The organism is Pseudomonas sp. IC_126, assembly GCF_004331835.1.
In the GTDB taxonomy this organism is placed as follows: domain Bacteria; phylum Pseudomonadota; class Gammaproteobacteria; order Pseudomonadales; family Pseudomonadaceae; genus Stutzerimonas.
Genome location: NZ_SJSS01000002.1, coordinates 568862 through 592945, shown reverse-complemented (window position 1 = coordinate 592945; position 24084 = coordinate 568862). Strand labels below are relative to the sequence as shown.

Genomic DNA, 24084 nt, shown 5'->3' with positions numbered 1-24084 from the left:
CCCGATCGACCCGGCGCACCAAGGCGCCAAGCGCCGCCATTCATCTGCCATCACAAGGCCGTTTTTCAGCCGCGAAGATTCCAGGCCGCAAGCATCAAACAGATCCATCCCGCCAGAAATGCCGTCCCACCGATGGGAGTGATGATGCCCAGCTTACTCATACCCGTCAGAGTCAACAGGTACAAACTGCCGGAGAACAGCAGGACGCCGAGCGAGAATAAACCGCCCGCGGCAGTCAGCAGGCGACTCGGTGCATGCAGGGCGAGCAGCGCAACCCCGAACAACGCCAGGGCATGAATCAGCTGGTAGTGCACGCCGGTTTGGAACACGGCGAGGTAGTCGGCGCCGAGGCGGGACTTCAAGCCATGCGCGGCGAAGGCGCCCAGCGCCACACCGGTCAGTCCAAAAAAGGCGGCAATTAGGAGATAGACGCGAATCATTCGGCAGCTTCCGGTCAGGGTGTATGGCGGTCGCTATAATGCCCGTTCCCTCTGGTTGCGACTATGTCCACATGCTCCGAGCCCTGCTGCGCCGACTCATCAAACTGCTGCTCTGGCTAGCCGCGCTTTCCGTGCTGCTGGTGCTTGCCCTGCGCTGGGTTCCGCCGCCGGTCACCGCGCTCATGATCGAGCGCAAGATCGAATCCTGGAGCAATGGCCAGAGTATCGACCTGCAGCGCACCTGGCGGCCCTGGAACGTACTGCCAGACGATCTGAAGATGGCGGTGATCGCTGCCGAAGATCAGAAATTCGCCGAGCATTGGGGCTTCGATATCGCCGCCATTCGCGCAGCGTTCGCACACAACGAGCGCGGCGGCTCCCTGCGAGGCGCCAGCACGCTGAGTCAGCAGGTGGCCAAGAACCTGTTTCTCTGGTCCGGGCGAAGCTGGGTGCGCAAGGGCTTCGAGGTCTGGTTCACCGGGTGGATCGAGCTGCTGTGGCCGAAACAGCGAATTCTGGAGGTCTACCTGAACAGCGTGGAATGGGGCAACGGCATATTCGGCGCCGAAGCGGCTGCGCAGCACCATTTCGGGACTAGCGCTGCAAATCTCTCGCCCACCCAGGCCAGCCAGCTGGCCGCTGTGCTGCCCAACCCGCGCGAGTGGAACGCCGGCCGTCCCGGTCCGCACGTCCGCCAGCGTGCCGGCTGGATTCGCCAGCAGGTTCGCCAGTTAGGCGGCAGTCACTACCTGAACGGACTGCAAGAATCAGGCGCACGCTGAGATTCGATCATCGTGCAAGGCGTCACCGAGCTCGGCTGACGGAGTGTTATGGCAGGGCGCCATCGCAACGAGTAATCTGCAGCCAACATGTTGCGAGATGCAGGGGGAAGGCTGTCAGGTAGACGGCCCCATGCAGTAACCTCTCGCTCGATTCGCCCCTGAACGCATGGCAGCGACAGCATGAGCGCAACCGGATACAGCACGCCCCTCGACGGGGTGCGGCAATTTTTCAATTGGCGAAACAGCGTTGCCTGGCTCGTTCTGGTATTCACGCTGCTCGTGCAATTGGTCATCCTGCAGCATCTGCGCAGCAACGAAACGAGCGCGGCCATCACCCAGTTCGAGTTTCTGGTGGAGAAAACAACCGAAGCCATCGGCAAGCGGCTGATCAACCATGAGCAGATCCTGCTGGGTGCCGTCGCCCTGTTCGACACCAGCGGCGATGTTTCACGCGAGCAGTGGCGCCTTTATAACGAACATCTGCAACTGGCCAAGCGTTATCCCGGCATCCAGGGAGTAGGCTTCGCCAAGGCGGTGCTGCCGGAGCAGCGGACCGCCCATATAGAGAGCGTTCGCAAGGAAGGCTTCGCCGATTACGACATTCATCCTCCTGGCGAACGCCCGCTTTATACACCCATCGTTTATCTCGAGCCGTTCGCTGACCGCAACCTCGCCGCATTCGGCTATGACATGTTTGCCGAACCGGTACGCTGGCAAGCCATGTCGACAGCCGCCGAAACCGGGCAGACGCGCCTCACCGGCAAGGTCAAGCTGCGGCAGGAGACCCATGGCGAGGTGCAAGCCGGGGTACTGATGTATGTCCCGGTGTACCGTCAGGGTATCCCCATCGATTCGCCGGAACAGCGGATGCAGGCGCTGCGCGGGTTCGTCTACAGCCCCTATCGGATGGACGACCTGATGCGCGGAATCCTCGGCGTGGCCGATCCGAATATCAGCCTGCGCATCTACGCCGGTCCGCAAGAGCAGGCCGAACAGCTCATCTTTGCCAGCCGCAATCAGCCGCGTGCCGAAGCCCCACGATACAGCCAGACCCTGCGGCTAGACCTGTATGGGCAAACCTGGACCCTGAACCTGCAAAGCCTGCCGGAGTTCGATGCCTTCTTCCATGGCAACGACGGGTTGGTGATCGGCCTCGGTCTCGGCTTCAGCATGCTGCTGTTCCTTCTCACCTCCTCGCTATCGCTTAGACGCAGCCGTGCCGAGGCGCTGGCCCAGCAGATGACCGAGCATATCCGGGAGAACAAACGCGCCCTTCAACTAAGCGAAGAGCGCTTGAGCCTTGCCCTCAAAGGCAGCAACGACGGGCTCTGGGATCTGAATCTGGAAGCCGATACCTTCTATGCCTCGCCACGCGCCTGGCACATGCTCGGATATCGTCCCGGTGACCTGCATTCGGATCTGAAGCTCTGGGAAAGGGTCATGGCGCCCGACGACCTGCTTCCGGCAAAAAAACAGCTGGCGCAGACCATGCTCTCGGCAGTCGATCACTTCACGACCGAGCTGCGTTTCCAGCACAAGAGCGGCAAGCTGGTTCCGGCCCTGATCCGAGGCTACATCCAACGCGACCGAAACGGGCAGCCGCTGCGCATCAGCGGCACCAGCATGGACCTGACCGAACACAAACGCATCGAGCAGATGAAGGACGAGTTCGTCTCGACCGTCAGCCACGAGCTGCGCACCCCATTGACCTCTATCAGCGGCGCCCTGGGCCTGGTGACCGGCGGCGCCGTGGGCGACGTTCCGCCGGGCATGGAGCAGATGCTCGAGATCGCTCATCGCAACAGTTTGCGCCTGGGTCATCTGATCAACGATCTGCTGGACATGGAAAAGATCACGGCAGGCAAAATGGCCTTCGACATGCGCGAGCACTCGCTGTGCCGGCTGCTGGAAGAGGCCCTGGCCAGCAACCAGGCCTTTGCCACTCATTTCGGCGTGAACTGCGTATTACGCGATGCCCCTCAGATCAACGTCCGGGTCGATGGGCTGCGTCTGCAACAGGTGCTGACGAACTTCCTGTCGAACGCGATCAAATACACCCCGGAAGGCGGCGAAGTAACCCTGCACTGCAATCTGACCGAAACCGGCCAGGTTCGTGTCAACGTCACGGATCAGGGGCCGGGCATCCCGCCGGGCTTCCAGAACCGCGTGTTCGAAAAATTTGCCCAAGCGGACGCCTCCGACAGCCGCCAGCAAGGCGGCACAGGCCTGGGACTCGCCATTACCAAAGAGTTTATCGAGCGCATGGGCGGCCGGGTCGGCTTCGATACTGAACAGGATCTCGGCACGACCTTCTGGTGCGAATTGCCGATACTCGAATCGACCACATCTACAGTGGATCAGGGCCAACCACGTCTGCTGGTAATCGAAGACGAACCGGACACCGGCCGACTGCTGCATCTGATGCTGCGGGATGCCGGTTACGCGGTTGATCGGGTGCAGAGTCTGCATACAGCACGAAGCAAACTCGCCAGTGTTCGCTATGAGGCAATGACCCTCGACTGGCATCTGCCCGATGGGAGCGGGCGCGAGCTGATCGACGAGGTTCGCGCCAATCCCGACACGCAGGATCTTCCGATCATCGTGATAACGGCGGCCAGCCGGTTCGAGCAGAGCGATACAGATACCGGCATCACCTGGCTACACAAACCCATCAGCGCGGCGCAGCTGCTGATTGCGGTTACCGACAGCCTGGAGCGCTCGCAACATCGCCCATGAGCCGCGTCAAGGACATGCAAGTACCGGTTCGACAGATATAAAAAAGGCGCTGCAGTTGCAGCGCCTCGGGAGCAGCCATGTGATCAAGCCTGAATGGAACCCTTGAGCTTGTTCATCGCGTTCTTCTCCAGCTGGCGAATGCGCTCGGCAGAGACGCTGTACTTGGCCGCCAGATCATGCAGGGTGGCCTTCTCTTCGCTCAGCCAGCGTTGTTGCAGAATGTCGCGGCTGCGCTCATCCAGGGTTTCCAGCGCCTCGTGCAGGCTGGAATTGGAACTGTCGCTCCAGTCGGCATCCTCGAGCTGACGCGCCGGATCGTAACGATGATCTTCGAGATAATGCGCTGGCGACTGATAGGCACTGTCGTCATCAGCATCGGCTGACGGATCGAATGCCATGTCGTGACCTGTAAGGCGACTCTCCATCTCCCGCACTTCGCGCGCTTCGACACCGAGGCTATCGGCAACCCGCTCGACTTCCTCGTTGCTCAGCCATGCCAGGCGCTTCTTCTGACTACGCAGATTGAAGAACAGCTTGCGCTGCGCCTTGGTGGTAGCGACCTTGACGATGCGCCAGTTGCGCAGAATGAATTCGTGAATCTCGGCCTTGATCCAGTGCACCGCAAAGGACACCAGGCGCACACCCATTTCCGGGTTGAAACGCTTGACCGCTTTCATCAGGCCGACATTGCCTTCCTGGATCAGGTCGGACTGGGCCAGCCCATAGCCGGAATAGCTACGGGCGATATGAACGACGAATCGCAGGTGGGCAAGCACCATCTGACGTGCGGCCTCGAGATCCTGATGGTAGAACAGGCGCTCTGCCAGGTCGCGTTCCTGCTCGACCGTAAGCAGCGGAATGCTGTTGACCGTCTGCACGTAGGCCTCGAGATTGCCTCCCGGGACCAGGGCTTGAACAGGTTGCAGATTAGTAGTCATGCAGATCCTCCAATAATGAAGCTGCAGCAGTTTAGCACTGCCGGGTCAGACTGCAAGCCTATGGAAAAGTTCCCTTACAGGCACTTAAAATCGTTATAGATCAACGAGTTGTCAGCGTGGCGCAAGTTCACTCAAATGCCGCGCCACCGCCAACCAGGCCCCGATGTAGCCCAGCAGCAACGCGCCAAGCACCAGCGATAGACCATCTTCGACCGGCACCCCGGCCAGACCGAAATCGCTGCCATACAGGCCGGCCAATCCCACTACCGCCTCGTTCAGCCAGCCCAGCCCGTACGCCAGCAGCAGCCAGGCGATCAGCCCGGCGCCCAAACCGTACAAGGCCCCCATATAGAGAAACGGGCGCCGTACGTAACCGTCGGTTCCGCCGACCAGCTTGACCACTTCGATCTCGGTGCGGCGGTTTTCGATATGCAGGCGAATGGTGTTGCCGATCACCAGCAGCAGAGTGGCAATCAGCAGCAACGTCAGGCCGAAGACGAAACGGTCGCCCAGCTTCAGAATGGCCGTCAGGCGCTCGACCCAGAGCAAGTCCAGCTGCGCCTGCTCGACGCCTGGCAGTTCCGCCAGACGCTGACGCAACGCTTCGAGATTGTCGCGATCGATCTCGCTGGGCGTTACCAGAATCACGCCGGGCAGCGGATTTTCCGGTAGTTCACGTAGCGCCTCGCCGAGACCCGAAAGCTGCTGGAATTCCTCCAACGCCTGCTCACGGCTGATCCAGCTGGCTTCCGACACGTCCGGCATCGTCAGGATCTCTTCGCGCAACGCGCTTCCTTCTTGCGCGTCCACGTCCAGTTGCATGAACAGCGAAATCTGCGCCGCCCGCTGCCATGACCCGCCGAGCCGCTCGACGTTGTCCAGCAACAGCGCCAGCCCCATGGGCAGGCTCAGCGCGACGGCCATGACCAGACAGGTGAAGAAACTTCCAATCGGTTGCTTGATCAGCCTGCCGACGCTGTCGACCATGCTGGCGCGATGGCTTTCCAGCCAGGCGTGGAACAGCGTTTTGAAATCCGGCTCGTCATCTCTCGGCTGCTCGGGCTTGCTCCGCACGCCACCGGCGCGTTCGGCCGGGTTCGGATTGTTCTCGGGTGCGCTCATCGGGCGGCCTCCCCATCGCCGATCAGGCGGCCACGCTGCAGGGTGAGCATGCGATGGCGCATGCGGGCGATCAGCGCCAGGTCGTGACTGGCGATCAACACGGTGGTGCCGAGTTTGTTGATATCTTCGAACACGCCCATGATTTCCGCCGCCAGGCGCGGGTCGAGGTTACCGGTGGGCTCGTCAGCCAGCAGCAGCGCCGGGCGGTGTACAACGGCGCGGGCGATGCCGACACGTTGTTGCTGGCCGGTGGATAGGTCCGATGGATATTGCAACGCCTTGTCCTTCAGGCTGACCCGCTCTAGCGCAGTCATTACCCTCTGGCCGATCTCGCGCTTGTTTAGGCCGAGAATCTGCAGCGGCAGCGCAGCGTTGTCGAACACGGTGCGGTCGAACAGCAGCTGGTGGTTCTGGAACACCACGCCGATCTGCCGGCGCAGAAAAGGAATCTGCGCATTGCTGATGCGCGACAGGTCCTGCCCAGCCAGCAGCAGCTTGCCGCTGGTGGGTCGTTCCATCGCCAGCAGCAGGCGCAGCAGGGTGCTCTTGCCGGCGCCGGAATGGCCGGTGACGAACAGGAACTCGCCGCGCTGCACCTGAAAGGACAGTTCGTGCAGCCCGACATGACCGTTGGAATAGCGCTTGCCGACTTGGTCAAAACGGATCATGACGGCGGATTACCTGCGCTCGCTCCCTTCTCGGCGAACAGCGCACTGACGAAGGCATCCGCCTCGAAGGCGCGCAGGTCGTCGATGCCCTCACCCACCCCGATATAGCGAATCGGCGTGCCGAACTGCTTGGCCAGCGCGAAGATCACCCCGCCCTTGGCGGTGCCGTCGAGCTTGGTCAGCACCAGCCCGGTGAGCTCCACCGCCTGATTGAACTGCTTGGTCTGGTTGATGGCGTTCTGGCCGGTGCCGGCGTCGAGCACCAGCAGCACTTCGTGCGGCGCCGTCTCGTCCAGCTTGCCCATGACCCGACGGACCTTCTTCAGCTCCTCCATCAGGTTGTCCTTGGTGTGCAGGCGGCCGGCGGTGTCGGCGATCAGCACATCGACGCCACGGGCCTTGGCGGCCTGCACGGCATCGAAGATCACCGAGGCGGAATCGGCGCCGGTGTGCTGGGCGATCACCGCGATGTTGTTACGCTCGCCCCAGATCTGCAGCTGCTCCACGGCGGCGGCACGGAAGGTGTCGCCAGCGGCGAGCATGACCTTCTTGCCTTCGAGCTGCAGCTTCTTGGCCAGCTTGCCGATGGTGGTGGTCTTGCCGACGCCATTGACGCCGACCACCAGAATCACGAACGGCTGCTTGCCGGGCTCGATCCGCAGCGGCTGCTCGACCGGCTTGAGCAGGCCGGCCAGCTCTTCCTGCAACGCCTTGTACAGCGCGCCGCTGTCGGCCAGCTCCTTGCGCGAGACGCGACGGGAGAGGTTCTGCATGATCGCCGTGGTGGCCTCGACGCCGACGTCGGCGGTCAGCAGGCGGGTTTCCAGTTCGTCCAGCAGATCGTCATCGATGGCCTTCTTGCCCAGGAACAGGCTGGCCATGCCTTCGCCGATACTGGCGCTGGTCTTGGACAGACCCTGCTTGAGGCGGGCGAAGAAGCCCAGCTTGGCCGGTACTTCTTCCGCAACGGGAACCGGTACCGGCTCAACGGCGATTTCAGCGAGCGCCGGGGCTTCCGGCACATCCATGGATTCATCGAGTTGCGCTACCGGCTCGGGTTCGGGCTGAGGCGCGACTTCCGGCTTGATTTCCGGTTCGGCTGCGGGCTCGGGCTGCTCGGCCTCGACCTGCTGCTCTTTGGCCTGCTCATCGGGTTCATCGGCGAACGGCTGGCTGTCTTCCAGCGGCTCGGATGGAGGCGGTTCGGCTGCTGGGGTCTGCGGCTTCTTGCGCAACCAGCCGAACAGGCCTTTCTTCTCGCCGGCCTCGGCCGGCGCCTTCTTATCGTCGTTGGAACCAAACATGGAGAAGATTTTCTCAAGAGGGCGAAACGCCGGCGGCCACGCCACCGGCCAGACGGGGGCTATCCTAGCACCGCGCAACCGACTGCGCTAAGCGTGGCCATCGGACCTGGAACATCACGACGCAGTTCGAATCCCCTGACACTTTGCCCCGACCACGACGCCCCAGTACCATGCCCCGCGTGTTCTCGCCTGCCAGCGCCACCCGGCGGGATTCATTCCTGAACGAGTCTTTCACTATGTCTCCGATGCTACGACGCGCCGCCGCTCTGCTACTTGCCGCTCTGTACTTGCCGCTGGTCACCGCAGCCGACGCTCAGCCAACCCATGAATTCTTTCTAGATAACGGTCTCAAAGTGATCGTCCGCGAGGATCACCGCGCCCCCGTGGTGGTGTCCCAGCTCTGGTACAAGGTCGGCTCCAGCTACGAGTCACCCGGGCAGACCGGCCTTTCCCACGCGCTGGAACACATGATGTTCAAGGGCAGCCGCAAGCTCGGCGCTGGCGAGGCGTCACGCATCCTGCGCGAGCTCGGCGCCGAGGAAAACGCCTTTACCAGCGACGACTACACCGCCTATTACCAGGTGCTGGCACGCGATCGCCTGGCGGTGGCCTTCGAGCTTGAGGCCGACCGCCTGGCCAGCCTCAAGCTGCCGGCCGACGAATTCGCTCGCGAGATCGAGGTAATCAAGGAAGAACGCCGGCTGCGCACCGACGACAAGCCCAGCTCGCTCGCCTACGAGCGCTTCAAGGCCATGGCCTACCCCGCCAGCGGCTACCACACGCCGACCATCGGCTGGATGGACGACCTCGAACGCATGACCGTAGAGGAACTGCGCGCCTGGTACGAGGCCTGGTACGCCCCCAATAACGCCACCCTGGTGGTGGTCGGCGACGTGACGGCTGATGAGGTGCGCACGCTGGCCGAGCGTTATTTCGGCCCGATCGAGAAGCGCCCCATCCCCAGCGCCAAGCGTCCGCTGGAACTGGACGAACCCGGCGAACGCCGCCTGACCCTGCACCTCAACACCCAGGTGCCGAGCCTGATGATGGCTTTCAACACGGCCAGCCTGGCGACCGAAACAGATAACCCGCGGCAGATCCATGCGCTACGCCTGATCACCGCACTGCTCGATGGCGGTTACAGTGCCCGCCTGCCGAGGCAGCTGGAGCGCGGCGAGGAACTGGTGAGCAGCGCCTCGGCCTGGTACAACGCACACGCTCGCGGCGACAGCCTGTTCGTGCTCAGCGCCGCGCCCAACGTGCAAAAGGGCCGCACCCTCGAAGAGGTGGAGGCGGGCCTCTGGCAGCAGCTCGAACAGCTCAAGCAGACCGCCCCCACGACAGAAGAGCTCGAGCGAGTCCGCGCCCAGGTCATTGCCGGCCTGGTCTACGAGCGCGACTCCATCACCCAGCAGGCCACTACCATCGGCATGCTGGAGACCGTGGGCCTGTCCTGGCGCCTGATGGACGAGGAGCTCAGCGCCTTGGAGGCGGTGACGCCGGAAGATATCCAGCATGCCGCCCGCACCTATTTCACCCGCTCGCGCCTGAGCGTCGCCCATGTTCTGCCCAAGGAGACCCGCGATGAGTGATCGCACCCTATTGCGTCGCGGCCTGCTCGGCCTGGTCCTGCTCGGCACCCTGGGGCTGGCCGCCTGCGGCAGCGAAACCGGCGATACCGCTGCGGTCATCCCCCCGGCGAAGAACGTCGCGACACCCGCCGAATCCGGCCAGGCCATCGCCAAGGCCGAGCAGGACGAAACCCGCCTGGAGTCGCTTGCCGAACTGGGCGACCAGCCCTTGCCCCGTCGCGAGTTGGATATCCAGAGCTGGCAGACCGAAGGCGGCGCCAAGGTGCTGTTCGTCGAAGCCCGTCAGCTACCGATGTTCGACCTGCGCCTGACCTTCGCCGCCGGCAGCAGCCAGGACGGCGCCACACCCGGCCTGGCGATGTTGACCAACGCCATGCTCAACGAAGGCATCAAGGGCAAGGATGTCACCGCCATTGCCGAAGGCTTCGAGGATCTGGGCGCCGACTTCGGCAACGGCTCCTACCGTGACATGGCGATCGCCAGCCTGCGCAGCCTGAGTGCAGCGGGCAAACGCCAACCAGCGCTGGAACTGTTCAGCCAGGTGGTCGGCCAGCCGACCTTCCCAGAGGATGCGCTGCAACGCATCAAGAACCAGATCCTGACCGGCTTCGAGTTCCAGAAGCAGAACCCCGGCAAGCTGGCCAGTCTGGAGCTGTTCGAGCAGCTGTACCAAGACCATCCCTACGCACACCCCAGCGAAGGCACGCCTGAATCCATTCCCGGCATCGACACCCCGCAGCTGCGCGACTTCCACGCCAGGGCCTACACCGCCGGCAATGTGGTGATCGCGCTGGTCGGCGACCTCAGCCGCGAAGAGGCCGAGGCGATCGCCGCGCAGGTGTCTGCCGCCCTGCCCCAAGGCGCCGCGTTGCCGCCACCGCCCACGCCGCAGCAGCCCGCAGCCACGCACGAGCACATCGACTTTCCGTCCAACCAGACCCACCTGCTGCTGGCGCAACTCGGCATCCCACGTGGCCATCCGGACTACGCTGCGCTCTATCTGGGCAACCAGATTCTTGGCGGCGGCGGCTTCGGTACCCGGCTGATGGAAGAAGTACGTGAAAAGCGCGGCCTGACCTACGGCGTCTATTCGGGCTTCAGTCCCATGCAGACCAACGGCCCTTTCATGATCAACCTGCAGACCCGCGCCGAACTGGCCGATGGCACGCTGCAGCTGGTGCAGCGACTGGTCGCGCAGTTCCTCGAAGATGGCCCGACCCAAGCCGAGCTGGAGCGCAGCAAGCGCGAGATCGCCGGCAGCTTTCCGTTGTCTACCGCCAGCAACGCCGACATCGTTGGCCAGCTGGGCAGCATTGGCTTCTACGACCTGCCGCTGACCTATCTCGAAGACTTCATGCAACAGGTCCAGGCGCTGTCGGTCGAAGAGGTCAGAACAGCGATGAACGAACACCTCGACGCGGACGGTTTCGTCATCGTCACGGCGGGCCCGGAGGTGGAGCAGAAACCATTGCCGCCACCTAGCGACAAGCCCCTCGAGCAACCCAGCAGCGTTCCGGAGCATTGATGGCCAACCCACCCATTCGCCCGTCCGCCCATGGCGGCCAGGGCCAGCTGCGCATCATCGGCGGCGAATGGCGCAGCCGGCGCTTCGGTTTTCCCGACGCCGAAGGCCTGCGCCCGACGCCGGATCGGGTGCGCGAAACGCTGTTCAACTGGCTCGCGCCTTATATGTCCGGTGCCCGCGTGCTCGATCCGTTCACCGGCAGCGGCGCGCTCTATCTCGAAGCCTTGTCGCGCGGCGCCAGCATGGCGCTGGCGCTGGACGTGAATGCCAACGCCATCGCCAGCCTGCGCAAGCATCTGGATACGCTCAAGTGTGGCCAGGGCCAGTTGCTGCAGAGCGATGCCTTGCGCTATCTGGAAACCCAGTCGCCAACGCCCTTCGACCTGGTGTTCCTCGACCCGCCGTTCAACAAGAACCTGCTGCAACCGACGTGCGAGCTGCTGGAAAACAAAGGTTGGCTAGCCGACCACGCCTGGGTCTATACCGAAAGCGAAGCCGTGCCATCGAGCCTCGGCCTGCCCGGCAACTGGCGGCTGCACCGGGAAAAGAAGGCCGGCACGGTGCATTACGCGCTATGGGAGCGCAACGCCTGAACTGGCTGATCGTTATCTCCACCTGTCGCACCCGAGCATGACCACCACGCACCCGCACACCCGCTGCTGTACCGCCAGCGACGAAACCTTTACGCCGGCCCGGTGGCTGCCGGGCGGTCATCTGCAAACGCTATGGAACCCCTGTTGCCGTCGCGCCACCAAACTATCCCGCCAGCGCGAGCGCCTGTGGTTGGCCGATGGCGACTTCATCGACCTCGACTGGCATGGCCCGCACGATCCGACGGCGCCTCTGGTGCTGATCCTGCACGGCCTGACCGGCTCGTCCAACTCGCACTATGTGCTGGGCCTGCAACGGCAACTGGCCGAGCGGAACTGGGCCAGCGTCGCCGTCAACTGGCGCGGCTGTTCCGGCGAACCGAACCTGCTGCCGCGCGCCTATCACTCCGGCGCCAGCGACGACCTGACCGAAGTCGTCGCCCATCTGCAGGCCATACGGCCACTGGCGCCGCTCCATGCGGTCGGCTATTCATTGGGCGGTAATGTGCTGCTCAAGTATCTCGGCGAAACCGGAAGCACGACGCCGCTGCACAAAGCCGTGGCGGTTTCGGTGCCGTTCCGGCTGGACCAGTGCGCCGACCGCATCGGCATCGGCTTTTCGCGCGTGTACCAGGCGCATTTCATGCGTGAGATGGTGGCGTATGTGAAGGACAAACAGCGCCTTTTTACCAGCCTAGGCAACGCCGAACATCTATCGACACTCCAACGCCTCGGCTCGTTGCGAGGCATGCGCACCTTCTGGGATTTCGACGGCCGCTTCACTGCGCCGTTGCACGGCTATAGCGATGCCAGCGACTACTACCGGCGCGCTTCGAGCCGCTACTTTTTACCCGACATCAGCATCCCGACCCTGCTGATCCAGGCCGAGGACGACCCCTTCGTGTTCCGTCACAGCGTGCCCGAGCCGGCCGAACTCTCGGCCACCACCACGCTGGAGCTGCACCGCAGCGGCGGCCACGTCGGCTTCGTCGAAGGCTCGCCGACCAGGCCGCGCTACTACCTGGAGCGGCGGATACCGGGATGGCTGTCCGGCTGTTGATCAACTGACAGGGGACGCCCCATCCGTTAGTTGTCAGTCTTACAACCGCCGCCGGCAAGCTGCGCAAGCAGATACAGGGAAGCCGAATAGTAGTCTTCCGTGCCTACCGGAGATGCAGGCGCGGGCGCGCCTGTCAGATAAGCATGAATGGCTGCCACGCCCGTGGATATCGGATACGGCGCAACCGACCCATCGTCAAGGTTTATCCATGCCGGTGGCCGCTGTTTGCCTTCGCTGCGCCAGAAGCGGTCGAACGGCTTGAGCAGGTCGGGTTCCTTCGCATCGACGCCGCCCCAGCGGTAGTACAGCGGGATTCGCACCGCATCGAAACTGAAACGCTCAGGCCAACCACCGGCTGGATACGGACGGCCGCGATCCGGCAATAGCAGCCAATCCGGCGGCAGGTCGTACTTTCCGAACCGCGCCAGCTTGAGCAGGCGCGGCGCATCGCTCAACAAGTCTTTCCAAGGCCCTTGATGGTCGACGCGGTCGAATTCGACGAACGCCGGGATGACCAGATAGGAAAGGTTGATGACCGTTCCAGCCGGCTGATCGAACCCCTCGATTCCGGCCAATAGCGTGGTGTAACCCTGAATGCGCCTGACCAATCGCTGGGTAATCGCATCACGGATTTCACCTGACTTCAGCAGTAGCTCGGCATCCCCCCAGCGCTGGCCAGCGCGCAGCAACGCCCAGGCGATCAGCACATCGCCATCGCTCGCGTCGTTGAGATCCGCAATCGGCGGCGCCCCGGCCGGATCGTAACGCCACGAAAAAAGCGCAACGTCCTGGCGGCGAAGCGTCGTATCGGTCCAGCGCCAGAGCCTGTCGAAAGCTTCCCGGTCGCCTGCGGCAACGGCAAACAACATGCCCCAGCCTTGGCCTTCGGAGTGGCTGATATTGCCGTTACCGGTATCCTGAATGCGCCCGTCGGAAGCCATGAAGCGTTGGCGGTACTGATCCCAGTCCGCCGGGCAGAGCTTTTCTGGCGCGCCATAAGCCAGGGAGCTACACAGGCTGATGCCAAGCAACAGGACCACAATCCAGCTTCTAGGCGCCATGGCAGCGGAACACCAACGCCATTTCGACCTGTTCCGTACAGCTGACCCTCAACGGCGCACCTTCACCGAGCACCACCAGCCAGGCCTCATACAAGCCTTCCAGCAACGCCGCCATCGCTGCTTGCCATTGGCTGGAGCCGCCGCCCGCACCGGGATAGGCGCCGTGGGTCAGCGTCAGGCTTCTTCCATCGGTGGTCAGGGTTACCCAGCCCCAGTCCATGCCGAGCCATTGGTTGTTGATAGCCTCTTCGAGTGCTTCGAGCGTGCTCGCGCTCGGCGTTCCAAGCTCGTTGGCCATACGGCGACCTACATGGCGCATGAACGCACAACCATCGTGCTCGCCCGCCGAATCGAACATTTCTCCGACCAGCGCCTGCAGCATGGGAAGGCCCTGGGCACTGCCGCGCTGCTTGGCCAGGTACGCCAGGCTGCGTGTTTCGATTGGGTTAGCCGAGGTCAAGGCAGTTTCTCCAGGTTGTGTTTGATGTAGATCGAGCCGGTGGTCTCTTTGTACTCACCGAAACTGTCATAGCCCAGCGCACCGCCAACCTTGGTCTGATCGCCGAGCTTGTATTCGAGTTTGCCGCGCAGGTTGACCGCCATACCGCTCTCGCTTTGCCCGCTGTATCGGCTCTGTACCTGGACGCTGTTGTCGGTGACATACTCGCTGACCACCGCCTGCACTGCCTCCAGCGCGCCCTGCATTTCGGAGTCGTTGGGGAAATAATCGGCGCTGTCCTGACTGTAGGACTGGTAACCCAGCGCGCCACCAACCTGCATGTCCCAGCGCTTGCCGAACGACTGCGTCCACTGCACCGGCAGCGAGACGCCCACGTAGTTTTCCGGACTGAAATAACCGCCATGACCCGAGGTATAAAAACCAAGGTTCTTGTCGAAGCTCATCCAGTCCAGACCAACCCCGACTTGCAGCTGGCGATCCTGTTCCTGAATCGGCCGGACGTAGATACCGCTACTGAAACCCAGGCCGGTGTTGTCGACGACGTTTTTCCCGGCGTAACGATCGGCCTTGCCGCCGACATAGAACCCCGCGCTGCCGTTATCGTAGCTGTACTGTATGCCGGCGCCGGTGCGCGTTACGGCCCCCCATTCCTTGCCGGTCAGCGGGTCCTTCGAGCCCGCATAGGACAGCAGGCTGTCGGTGACCGCGCGGCGATGGACGTCAATGTCCAGCCGGCCATTCTGGCCCAACTTCGGCGATACCTTGATCCCACCGACGATATTGGTCTGGCTGAAGCCCAACGGCGTGGTGCCGATGTCTGCGCTGATCAGATCTCCCTTGTAGGCGAGATTGAGGGCGACGCCAGCCTCGTTCTGCGAGCCGGGTTTATAGCTGTCCAGCAGCTTTTCCGGCGTGTTCGCAAGCAGATTGTTGCGAACTGCCGTGGCGTCCTCGATTGACAAGCCTTCGGCGATCAACCCCTGTTGAATGCCTGATGCCATCTCCTCGCGGCTGGTGGACAGCAGCTCGGCACGCTCCTGAGCGGTGAGCGCTCGGTTTTCGCTCTGGAACACCTGTTGGGTGCGTACTTGCAGCCGTGTCTGGTAATCCGTTTCGACAGCCAAGCGGAAGGCACTGGCCGAGCCGTTGACGAGACCCGCCGGGATAGCATGACTGCCAAAGCGGGTTGCCGCCGAATCGCTGGCCGTACCCGCACTGAGGCTCACCGGCGTCGCCGTCACTTCCAGTCGCCCCGACTCCAGCGGCACGGTGGAAAGCGTCATCGGTGCCGAGAATTCGGTGAGTTTGCTCAGGCCTGCCTCGCCATCGCGGGCACGCAGCTGGCCACCGACGGAAACGAACGATGCGGTCTGCTCGCTCACTTCCGTGAGGGCTCTGCCGATATCGCGTAGCAGCGGGTCGCCCACCGGCGCCGATTGCGTGGCGGCACCGGCGAACGGCTGGCGCTGCAGATAAGCGGGCAGCGAGCTGTCGACCGCCGCCACCGAATAGGCTGAAGGGTCGCTGGCCTTGCGGAAGGGATTGGTCTGGACGAATGGCCGGGCGCCCTGAGCCAGCAGCAGCGAACCCTGCCCCGCCAACCGCCGTTGTTGCTGCCGCTGAGCGTTTTCCAGCAGGATGCGCGCTTGCTGATGCTGCCCCTTAGCCTGGGCAACACGCGCACGCAGGAACAGCCGGCGCGGTTCGTCCATGCCAGTGGCGGACGCGAGCAACGCATGGGCGCGGTCGGGCTGCTTGTTGCCAAGCGCCGCATTGACGCCGCCTTCGATGGCCTCCGCATGGTTCGGCTGGCGCTGCAGGACGTGGTTGTACACGCTCGCCGCTGCCGGATACATCTTGCCGTCGTTGTACAACCGCCCCATCGCCAGCAGCAGCTCGTCGTTAGCCGGCGAGACGTTGATGCGCGCCATCAGGGTGTCGTAGGCGCCCGCGAAGTCGCCTTGCAGACGCTGATTATCGGCTTGGGTAATGGCCAGCCCATCGCGCAGCTGATCGATGCTGGCCTGGTCCTGCGCGGTAAGTTCGCCGCGCTGGGCGAGCCTCCTCATCAGCACATCGGCCTCGGCGCTCTGACCGGTCTTGCCCAGCACGGCGAGATGGCCCAGATAGCCTTGCACCGGCCCGTCGACGGTGTCGGACAAATCGTCACGCACCAGACTCAACGCCAGTCCCGGCTCGCCGAGATCGGCCAGAGCCTCGGCAATCCGTCCTCGGGCCGCCAGATCCTTTGGTGCATTGTCGTACAGCTCACGCAGCGCCTGGCGGGCAACGACCGGGTTCCCGGTCGTTGCCCGCTGGCGTGCGGTTGCGATGCGTTCGTTGACCGCCACGCGCTGCTGCAGCTCGCGCATTTCCAGGGTCTGCTGCGCAGGCGGAACCTGCGCGAGCAATTCGGACGCCTCGTCCCAGCGCGACTGCTCGCTTGCCAGCAGCGCCGCCGCATGGCGCGATTCGGCGTCGGGTCGCTGGCCGAGTGGCGCCATCATCCGCTCCGCCTGTTCGGCTTCGCCCTGTACGTTCAGCAAACGCGCATAGGCCAGCCGAACCCAGGGATCGGCTGGCGCCATCGCAAGCGCCTCGGCGTAGAGTTGAGCCGCGCCGTCGACATCGCCGTTTTTTTCCAGCGATTCGCCGCGTTCGCGCAGCGCCTGGGCCTCTATTCGCTCAACCGAAACCAGACTCTGCTTGGCCAGTGCAGGCGTGCTACGCAGAAGTTGCGCAGCGCCTTGAATATTCCGTTGGCCCAGGAGGCTGTTGTACAAGCCGAGCTGGCTCGCGGAATCGTTCGGCGAAGCCTGCAGATTCTGCCGATAGACGGCCTCGGCCTCGGCCGGCCGTTCATCGCGCAAGAGCAACTCGCCCAAAAGCAGATTCGCCGTCCTGCGTTGATCCGCCGTGCCTGGTTTCAGTTGCCGGACCTGCTTTTCGGCCCCTGCGATGTCACCTGTATCGCGTGCTTTGCGTGCATCGGCCAGTCGGCTATAGAAATTCGCATCGCGCAGGGCCGCGGCCCATTGCTGCTTTTTCTTGGGCGCCAGCTTGATGGCCTTGCTCAGGCTGGCAGCGGCCTGCGCGTACTGCTGATTGCGCAGCTGCACGACGCCAAGCCCGCCCCACGCGTCGGCGTCCTTAGGGTTCTTGCTGATCGCTGCCCTGAAGTTCGCCAGCGCGGTGCCTGTCTCGCCCTTGCTCAACGCAGTGAAACCCGCACCCCGTTCCTGGCCCTGCTTGGCCGTCTGGGCCCGCGCCATGGCCGCTTCGTACTGTTGGCCAATCTCCTGATCCTGCGGATTAGCCGCCATGTACTGCTCGTAGCGCGCGCGGTCCGCTTCGGTCGGGGAGAGCCAGAGCAGCGCCTGACGCCAGGCGCCGCTCGCCGATGCGGAAGCCGGCGCAAGCTCGGCGAGCCGCTCGATGCCTTGACGGCGAGTCTCTTCGCGATAAGTCAGTGCCCGGGCGTAGGCGAGTTGCACGCCGGCATCGGTGGGCTGATCTTCGGCCAGGAGTTTCAGGCCCTCCACGCCTTCCTTCCAGGATGCCGCATCGCCGGCGAGAGTCTGGTAGTACTCCGAAGCAAGATCCGGCGACGGAATGCCGCCGTTCAGCAGCGCGCGATAACCTTTGATCGCTTCCTGAGTACGGCCACGGCTTGCCAATTGGCGCACCGCAGCGAGTGCCCGGTCGTCTATCTGTGCGCGGCGGTCGGCGCTGTTCAGGCTGGCCAAATAATGACTATCGGGGCTGGCAGCTCGGAGGCGCTCGATCCATTGCTCCCGCGCCTGCTTGTCCTGCGCGTAGAGCGCCATGCGATACAGCGCTTCTTCGGCATTCGGACGCACCAGCAGCGCGCGATCCAGCACCTGACGCGCCATTTCCAGTCGATTACGTTCGTGCCAGAGATCGGCCTGCTGCATCAGCACGGAAAAGCCATCGTTCGGCGCTGGCGCGGTCTGGGACCAGCCCAGCACCGGCAACAAGCTGCAGAAGATGGCAAGGGACAGCGGACATGGCCGGAACCGACTCATCATGATTGCTCCCGGCGAGCCGCACGGGCACGCAGCAGAGGATAAAGACAGGCGGCCGCCACGGCAGCGGCGATCAGCAGCATGAACATCAACAAGAAGGGGCGCTCACTGAAGAGCCAGCGCGCGTATTTGTTGAGGGGAAGCGTGCCGTAGGTAAGTTGCTGGCCGACTCGATAGCTCATCACCCGATTGTTGCTTTCGAACACGGCGAGGTCACCCCGAATGTCAGTGTTCAGCTGGGCATTCTCGAGCCGCTGCACCGCATCCGGCAGCCACTCCTGACGACTCGCCAGCAGCATGACCATGATCCGCGTGTCATCCACGGGGGATGCAGCGCTTAGCAGCCCCTGAAAATTCTGATAGCCGGAGAGCGTCCGGTCGGCGGCATCGGTTTCCCGCCCCCAATCGCCCTTGGCCAAGGTGATCGCGCGCTCCAGCGGACTCTGCTCCCGCACCCGCAAATGCGCGTCTTCGCGGCGAAACGCCGACTTCGCCAGCAGCGGATCGACTTCGAGCCGCGCGCCGATCTGGCCGACCACCAGCAGATCCTTTCCCTTCATCGTGTCGCTCAGCTGACTGCCGAGCTGCACGCGCAAGCCGCGCGCGGGATAGCCGCTGGCATTGCCAAAGCGGCCGGCCAGTTCCAGCAAGGCTTGCAACTCGGACTCCGCAGGCGATTTCGGCAGGATCGCCAGGGTCTCTGACAGGTCGGCCATGCGCGTGAACGGAAAACCCGCGCCGACGAAAAAGGAGAGGTTGGGCAGCTGCGCGAAGTGGTAGGTCTTGGAAAGATCGATCGTCGAGTCGCCCTCGATGGCCGAATAGGCAGCGTCCGGCAGGCTGCTACCGCACTCCGAGGTGTCGCCGTAATCCAGGTTGAAATAGAAGTCGAGCCGGTTCTGCCCGTAGATCAGATAGGCGGGAATCGGCACCACGATTTCTTCCAGCCGCGAGGGATAGCCAAGCCGCTGTTTGGCCTTTTCGAACAGTCCGGGCTTGAGCACCGGCAGCGAGGTCAGGTAGTTGTCGTTCAGGGCGATGTCGAGGCGCGACTTCGAGGCATCGAACCACTCGCCCTCCGGGAAGCGGTAATGCAGGCGCAGCGGGATATTGCCGTTGCGCCAGACGAAGGTATCGGGCGCCGCGCGGAAGTCGATGGTCATCTGCCCAGGCATGAGGCTGGTACTGGTCAGCGCGCCCTCCTCCGTCAGCTGCGCCAGCGGCACAGGCTCATCCGTGCGCAACCAGGCGGGCGCGTCGAACGGCACTCTGGGTGCAACCGGACGAGCCTGTACCCGCGCGCGATCGCCGGTCAGGCCCTGGCTCTGCAACGTCAGCACGTCGACGGCGACTTTCAGCTCGTTGGCATCGCGCCCCAGCACGAGCAACAACTTGGACAGAGGCTGGCGGGGGTTGTCGATCACCGCCAGCGTCGGACCTTCGATCACTGGCAATTCGATCCCATCGGGCAGTGCACCGGCGGTCGCGATCAAGATGGCGTTGGTGGTCGGCAGCTCGTCGTAATGGACAGGAAAACGCGCGCTGCGGTAGCCGGCCTGCGCACCGAAGTACGAAGCGACCGCCGCAGCACTTTCGGCCATGGCGGCGTTTGGCTCGGCACCGAAGATGAACGGCAGCGTGACGATGCCCTGGCTGGCAGGGTCGAAGAACGGCTGCGGCAACGCGGCCAGGTCGTTGACCATTGGCAGCGGCTGCGTGACCAGTTCGATCGCTGAACTGCGGCTGAGTGTCGCCCAGAGCGCCGGGTTGAACGGATTCTCGCACTGGTCCGAATAATGGGCGCGCAGGCGAAAAATCAAGCGGTTGTAGGGCAGCATCATCATTGGATCGAGCGGCACTTCGAGGCTCTGACCGGACGCGGTATCCGGCGTGAGCGCAACGCGCTGGATCAATTCGCCGTTGAGCAGGACTTCCAGGTCGCTAGTTTCCGGCAGCAGCCGGTCCGAGTGGCTCATGGTGAGCTTCAGGCGCGCTTCGGTGACCAGATCCTGCTGGCTGACGGAAAACGGGACGTTCAACTCACCGCGCATCCCACGAATGGAGGGATCGCTGGCAAAGCCCAGTTTGCCAAACGTCAGCGTCTCCACCCGGGTCGGTACGCTAAACACCGGTACAGGTAGCTCAACGGTCTCTGCCTGCGGCGCGGGAAGATCGGGCAATGGCGAAACCTGCGCGAGCGTAGTGTTCGGCGCTATCACCGATGCCGCCGTGAACACGGCCACCAGAACCATGGCGGCGGCATTCGATACAGCCCGTTCAAGGGGTTTCGCGCTTTCACCGGACGCATACTTTTTGCGTCGTCGGAGCAAAGGAGAAATCGCGGTTCTGACGACCAGTAACAGCGAGCGCAGCGGCCGGTCTCGGCCTGGTGATTCGAGCGGCAACCATGCATCCGCCCGGCCCATGATGATACGAACGAGTTCGCGTCGCTGAGCGATTCCAGGCGCCTGGAAGTTGAGGCGCAAGATGCCGGGCTCTGCGCCGGACACTTTCACTTCGAAGATCTGGGAACGTTCGCCATAAGTTATTTCGGCATACTCGACCACCTCGGTGAGCATTTCCTCCGTCGGCAATGCCAGGCGCATTCCGCCCATCGAGATATCTTCGGTAGTCGTTTGCAACGTGCGGCCGTTGTCCAGATGCAGCACGACCGGCAACTTGATATCGATCCGAATCGTTTCCCGTACCTGACGCTTTTCGTGTGCAACGGCGATGGCAGCGAACAACAGCACCAGGCTGAACAGGGCCCAGGCAATGTTCAGAGCCAGTACGTAGGGGTTTGGCGCAATGGTGGCGAGCCAGAAGTACCGTACGCAGCCGAGCGCGATCCCGAGCAACAAAACGGCGGCAACGATGATATGAGGCCGCACGATGCGCGCATCGAAGTAATCCTTGTCCAGCAGATCGCCTTTGTCCGTCACGTTGAATTTGCCGCGCTTCGGGCTGAATAGCGTGACGAGCGTCGGCAAGGCAATGTGAAAACAAAGGACCGTCTCGTATATCTCGCCCCAGAAGGTGTAACGGTGCTTACCCTGGATACGGGTATTGGTGATGATCGCGACGGCCAGATGCGGCAACGCATAGACGAAAATGGCGGCAGCCGACGAAAAGATGATGTTCTGGTCCAGCAGCAGATACGCGAGCGGAGCCGTCAAAAAGACGATGCGCGGCAGGGCGAATTGAAAGTGCAACATCGCGTTCAGGTAGCAAAGCCGCTGCGGCAACGACAACCCGCGCCCCAGCAGCGGATTGTCCAGACGCATGATCTGTGTCATTCCGCGCGCCCAGCGAATGCGTTGTCCTACGTGCAGGACAAGACGCTCTGTCGCCAACCCCGCTGCGAGCGGTATTCCAAGAAATGCGGTATTCCAGCCCTTACGCTGGAGTTTGAGCGCCGTATGGGCATCTTCGGTCACGGTTTCCACCGCGAACCCATTGGTATCTTCCAGCGCTCGGCGGCGAATGACGGCACAGGAGCCACAAAAGAATGTGGCATTCCAGAAGTCATTACCCTTTTGTACGGGCCCGTAAAAGAGCTCGCCCTCGTTGGGCACCTTGCGACCCGCCGAAAGGTTCCGCTCGAACGGGTCGGGGGAATAGAAGTGGTGCGGCGTCTGGATCAAGGCCAGCTTCGGGTCGTCCAGAAATGCGCCGACTGTGGCCTGCAGAAAAATCTGCGTCGCCACGTGGTCGCAATCGAAGATGCAAATCAGCTCGCCGTGGGTCTTCGCCATGGCGTGATTCAGATTGCCGGCCTTTGCATGGTTATTGTCGGACCGGGCGATATAGCCGACACCCGCCGCTGCGGCGAATGCGCCGAATTCAGGGCGTTTGCCGTCGTCGAGAATGTAAATGCTCAGCTTGTCACGCGGGTACGCCAGGTTCTGCGCGGCGAGCACGGTGTCCTGAACGACGCTCAGGCTCTCGTTGTAGGTCGGGATATAGACATCGACGGTCGGCCAGAGCGAAACATCCTCCGGCAACGGCGCAATACGGCGCTCCAGTGGCCATGCGGTCTGGATGTAGCCAAGGATCAGGATGACCAAGGTGTAAATCTCGGCCAGATAGAGCCCGAATCCGAGGAAGGTTTCGAGCCCATTGCCGAACACCAGCGTTTCGGTCGTGCGCCAGTACATGTATCGCAGCGAGACGGTGACCGAGATGACGATCATCACCAACGTCATCAAGCGGCTGCGCATCCTGCCCAGCACGAGTGCGGCACCGATGGTGGTGACCATCAGCAGGGCCTGCATTTCCAACGCCATCGGAACGACGACGACCAGACCCAGAGCGGCGAGCGAGCAGCACAGCACCAGGTTGGCCAGGACTTGCCTGGCCAGGCCAATTTCGTGCGACATGGATTCAAACCTTCCTTAGTTCCGGTGAGCCTGACGGTGGGCCTGGCTATGCTCGAGTCGTTGCGCCAAACGACGAGCTATCTGGTCGATGTCGTGCGCTGACGCCGCGGCAGGCTCGAAGGTAAAGACGGTTTGCTGCGTAGCAAGGGCCTCGGCGAGCGCCTCGTCACGGTGAACCATGCCCAGCACCTGGCTTCCAAGCCTCGCACGAAGAAACTCGGTTACGTCCTGATTGAGTCGCCGACGCCTGTCTACCTGATTGACGATATATCCAACCGAGCTCAGGTCGTTTCGCGAATAACGGTAGAAGTCGCCCTGCTCGATCTTCGGCAACTGGGATATCGATCCCGAATCCGCCAGCAATACCGCGACCCGATAATCGGCGATGCGATCCAGCGCATCGAGTGCCGCGGTCGGCCCCGGAGGCGTGTCCGCTATCACCATCAAACCGGGGACCGCCAGAAAGTCACGCAGCCCCTCCGCGAGTACATTGGGATCTTCACGAAGATGCCGTTCGAAAAGCTGCGTCGCTTCCGCCGAGCAATCGCCATAAGGCAACACGCGAATTCCGCTCTGCGTGGTCAGGCTGAGCCGGCTCCAATTGGGCTGGTGTGGCGCATGAGCGACATAACCACGGTCGTCGTTGAGCGCAATGCCCAAATGTAGACGAAGCGCGTTCTGCACGTCGAAATCGATGATGACGACCGGATGACCAAGACGCTGCAAGGCAAAGGCGAGGTTAGCAGCCAGGGTCGTTTTACCAACGCCCCCTTTGGGCGAGGTTATGCAGATCAATGGCATCGGCTGATAGCCTTCAATAGCTGTACCAGGTCGGTATGCTGTGCTTCTGGCGGTGGATTAATGATCGTTTTACGGAACAGATGGCCAAAGCTTGGCTTTGCATCGTTCGCTTCGGCCGTTGGCCGTTGCACTGTAACGGTCGATTTCTCAGCGATTGGCTCCGGGACGATTGGCGCCTCGGCAACCATGCGCAGCGGCGGCATGCCGACGGACGTCAACATGGACCAATCAGCCTCACGCGCGATGGGGATGGGTTGGTTCGGCGGCTGGGCACCCGGCACGTCCGTGCTGGGAGCGGCATTAGCTGGATCCACGCTGCGAGAGACGGCGTTCAACAAACTCCAGTCGCTGGAGCCCGCATCCATCGAGGCGCCAAACTCGCGGAATTCGACGTTGCCACCGGTAAGCTCATTGAGACGTCGAATATCTGTGTCACGTCCGCTCATTTACATTCCTCCCAAACCATAGACAGCGCACAAACGCGTAGCCGAACGAGGCGATATCTCGCCCTGCGGCTGCGGCACTGCTATCAGTCTGAAAAGAACGTGCCACCACGCTAGTTTGATGGTGGCGCCATGCC

17 protein-coding genes are annotated in these 24084 nt (G+C 62.8%); 6 read left to right on the top strand and 11 right to left on the bottom strand.

What is annotated here, in order from left to right; translation table 11 throughout:
* Window positions 1-65: 65 nt before the first annotated feature.
* Window positions 66-440: a DUF423 domain-containing protein gene (locus tag E0D86_RS08115; protein WP_131649503.1), complete on the bottom strand. Its 375-nt coding sequence runs from the start codon at window positions 438-440 to the stop codon at window positions 66-68.
* 71 nt (window positions 441-511) lie between these two features.
* On the opposite strand from E0D86_RS08115, the gene mtgA reads away from it, so the two are divergent.
* Together mtgA and E0D86_RS08105 are read left to right on the top strand one after the other, a co-directional pair.
* Window positions 512-1222 (top strand): monofunctional biosynthetic peptidoglycan transglycosylase, encoded by a 711-nt coding sequence (gene mtgA / locus E0D86_RS08110; protein ID WP_131650022.1) that lies wholly within the window; start codon window positions 512-514, stop codon window positions 1220-1222.
* A 180-nt stretch (window positions 1223-1402) separates the two neighbouring features.
* Window positions 1403-3958 (top strand): CHASE domain-containing protein, encoded by a 2556-nt coding sequence (locus E0D86_RS08105; RefSeq protein ID WP_131649502.1) that lies wholly within the window; start codon window positions 1403-1405, stop codon window positions 3956-3958.
* Window positions 3959-4041: 83 nt separating this feature from the next.
* Here the strand turns inward: E0D86_RS08105 and rpoH are convergent, their stop codons facing one another.
* The 4 genes from rpoH to ftsY form a co-directional block, all read right to left on the bottom strand.
* Complete coding sequence (gene rpoH / locus E0D86_RS08100) at window positions 4042-4896, bottom strand: RNA polymerase sigma factor RpoH (RefSeq protein ID WP_131649501.1); 855 nt, start codon at window positions 4894-4896, stop codon at window positions 4042-4044.
* Window positions 4897-5007: 111 nt separating this feature from the next.
* Window positions 5008-6018 (bottom strand): permease-like cell division protein FtsX, encoded by a 1011-nt coding sequence (ftsX, locus tag E0D86_RS08095; protein WP_131649500.1) that lies wholly within the window; start codon window positions 6016-6018, stop codon window positions 5008-5010.
* The gene (gene ftsE, locus E0D86_RS08090) at window positions 6015-6686 is read right to left on the bottom strand and encodes a cell division ATP-binding protein FtsE (RefSeq protein ID WP_131649499.1); all 672 of its coding nucleotides are present in this window, start codon (window positions 6684-6686) and stop codon (window positions 6015-6017) included. The genes ftsX and ftsE overlap by 4 nt, the downstream gene beginning before the upstream one ends.
* Complete coding sequence (gene ftsY, locus E0D86_RS08085; protein WP_131649498.1) at window positions 6683-7990, bottom strand: signal recognition particle-docking protein FtsY; 1308 nt, start codon at window positions 7988-7990, stop codon at window positions 6683-6685. The genes ftsE and ftsY overlap by 4 nt, the downstream gene beginning before the upstream one ends.
* 236 nt (window positions 7991-8226) lie before the next feature.
* Between ftsY and E0D86_RS08080 the strand changes: the two genes are divergently transcribed.
* Genes E0D86_RS08080 through E0D86_RS08065 form a run of 4 tightly spaced genes read left to right on the top strand, consistent with a single transcriptional unit; the run spans window position 8227 to window position 12757 of the window.
* The gene (locus tag E0D86_RS08080) at window positions 8227-9582 is read left to right on the top strand and encodes a pitrilysin family protein (RefSeq protein WP_131649497.1); all 1356 of its coding nucleotides are present in this window, start codon (window positions 8227-8229) and stop codon (window positions 9580-9582) included.
* On the top strand, window positions 9575-11107 hold the full coding sequence (locus E0D86_RS08075) for a pitrilysin family protein (protein ID WP_131649496.1): 1533 nt from the start codon (window positions 9575-9577) through the stop codon (window positions 11105-11107). The genes E0D86_RS08080 and E0D86_RS08075 overlap by 8 nt, the downstream gene beginning before the upstream one ends.
* On the top strand, window positions 11107-11700 hold the full coding sequence (rsmD, locus tag E0D86_RS08070) for a 16S rRNA (guanine(966)-N(2))-methyltransferase RsmD (RefSeq protein WP_131649495.1): 594 nt from the start codon (window positions 11107-11109) through the stop codon (window positions 11698-11700). The genes E0D86_RS08075 and rsmD overlap by 1 nt, the downstream gene beginning before the upstream one ends.
* Window positions 11701-11737: 37 nt before the next feature.
* Window positions 11738-12757, top strand: coding sequence for a hydrolase (locus E0D86_RS08065; RefSeq protein ID WP_131649494.1), 1020 nt, complete (start codon window positions 11738-11740; stop codon window positions 12755-12757).
* A 26-nt stretch (window positions 12758-12783) separates the two neighbouring features.
* On the opposite strand, the gene E0D86_RS08060 is transcribed toward E0D86_RS08065, so the two are convergent.
* From E0D86_RS08060 to E0D86_RS08035, 6 genes are read right to left on the bottom strand one after another with little or no spacing between them, the layout of a single operon-like run.
* Window positions 12784-13818, bottom strand: coding sequence for a glycosyl hydrolase family 8 (locus E0D86_RS08060; RefSeq protein WP_131649493.1), 1035 nt, complete (start codon window positions 13816-13818; stop codon window positions 12784-12786).
* On the bottom strand, window positions 13808-14278 hold the full coding sequence (gene bcsD, locus E0D86_RS08055; protein WP_131649492.1) for a cellulose biosynthesis protein BcsD: 471 nt from the start codon (window positions 14276-14278) through the stop codon (window positions 13808-13810). The genes E0D86_RS08060 and bcsD overlap by 11 nt, the downstream gene beginning before the upstream one ends.
* On the bottom strand, window positions 14275-18327 hold the full coding sequence (locus E0D86_RS08050) for a cellulose biosynthesis protein BcsC (RefSeq protein WP_131649491.1): 4053 nt from the start codon (window positions 18325-18327) through the stop codon (window positions 14275-14277). Before E0D86_RS08050 ends, bcsD begins: the two co-directional genes overlap by 4 nt.
* Window positions 18324-22703 carry a UDP-forming cellulose synthase catalytic subunit gene (gene bcsA, locus E0D86_RS08045; protein ID WP_131649490.1) on the bottom strand — a complete coding sequence of 1460 codons (4380 nt, stop codon included), beginning with the start codon at window positions 22701-22703 and terminating at the stop codon, window positions 18324-18326. Before bcsA ends, E0D86_RS08050 begins: the two co-directional genes overlap by 4 nt.
* Before the next feature lie 15 nt (window positions 22704-22718).
* Complete coding sequence (gene bcsQ / locus E0D86_RS08040; protein ID WP_131649489.1) at window positions 22719-23504, bottom strand: cellulose biosynthesis protein BcsQ; 786 nt, start codon at window positions 23502-23504, stop codon at window positions 22719-22721.
* Complete coding sequence (locus E0D86_RS08035; protein WP_131649488.1) at window positions 23495-23950, bottom strand: hypothetical protein; 456 nt, start codon at window positions 23948-23950, stop codon at window positions 23495-23497. Before E0D86_RS08035 ends, bcsQ begins: the two co-directional genes overlap by 10 nt.
* Window positions 23951-24084 lie beyond the last annotated feature (134 nt).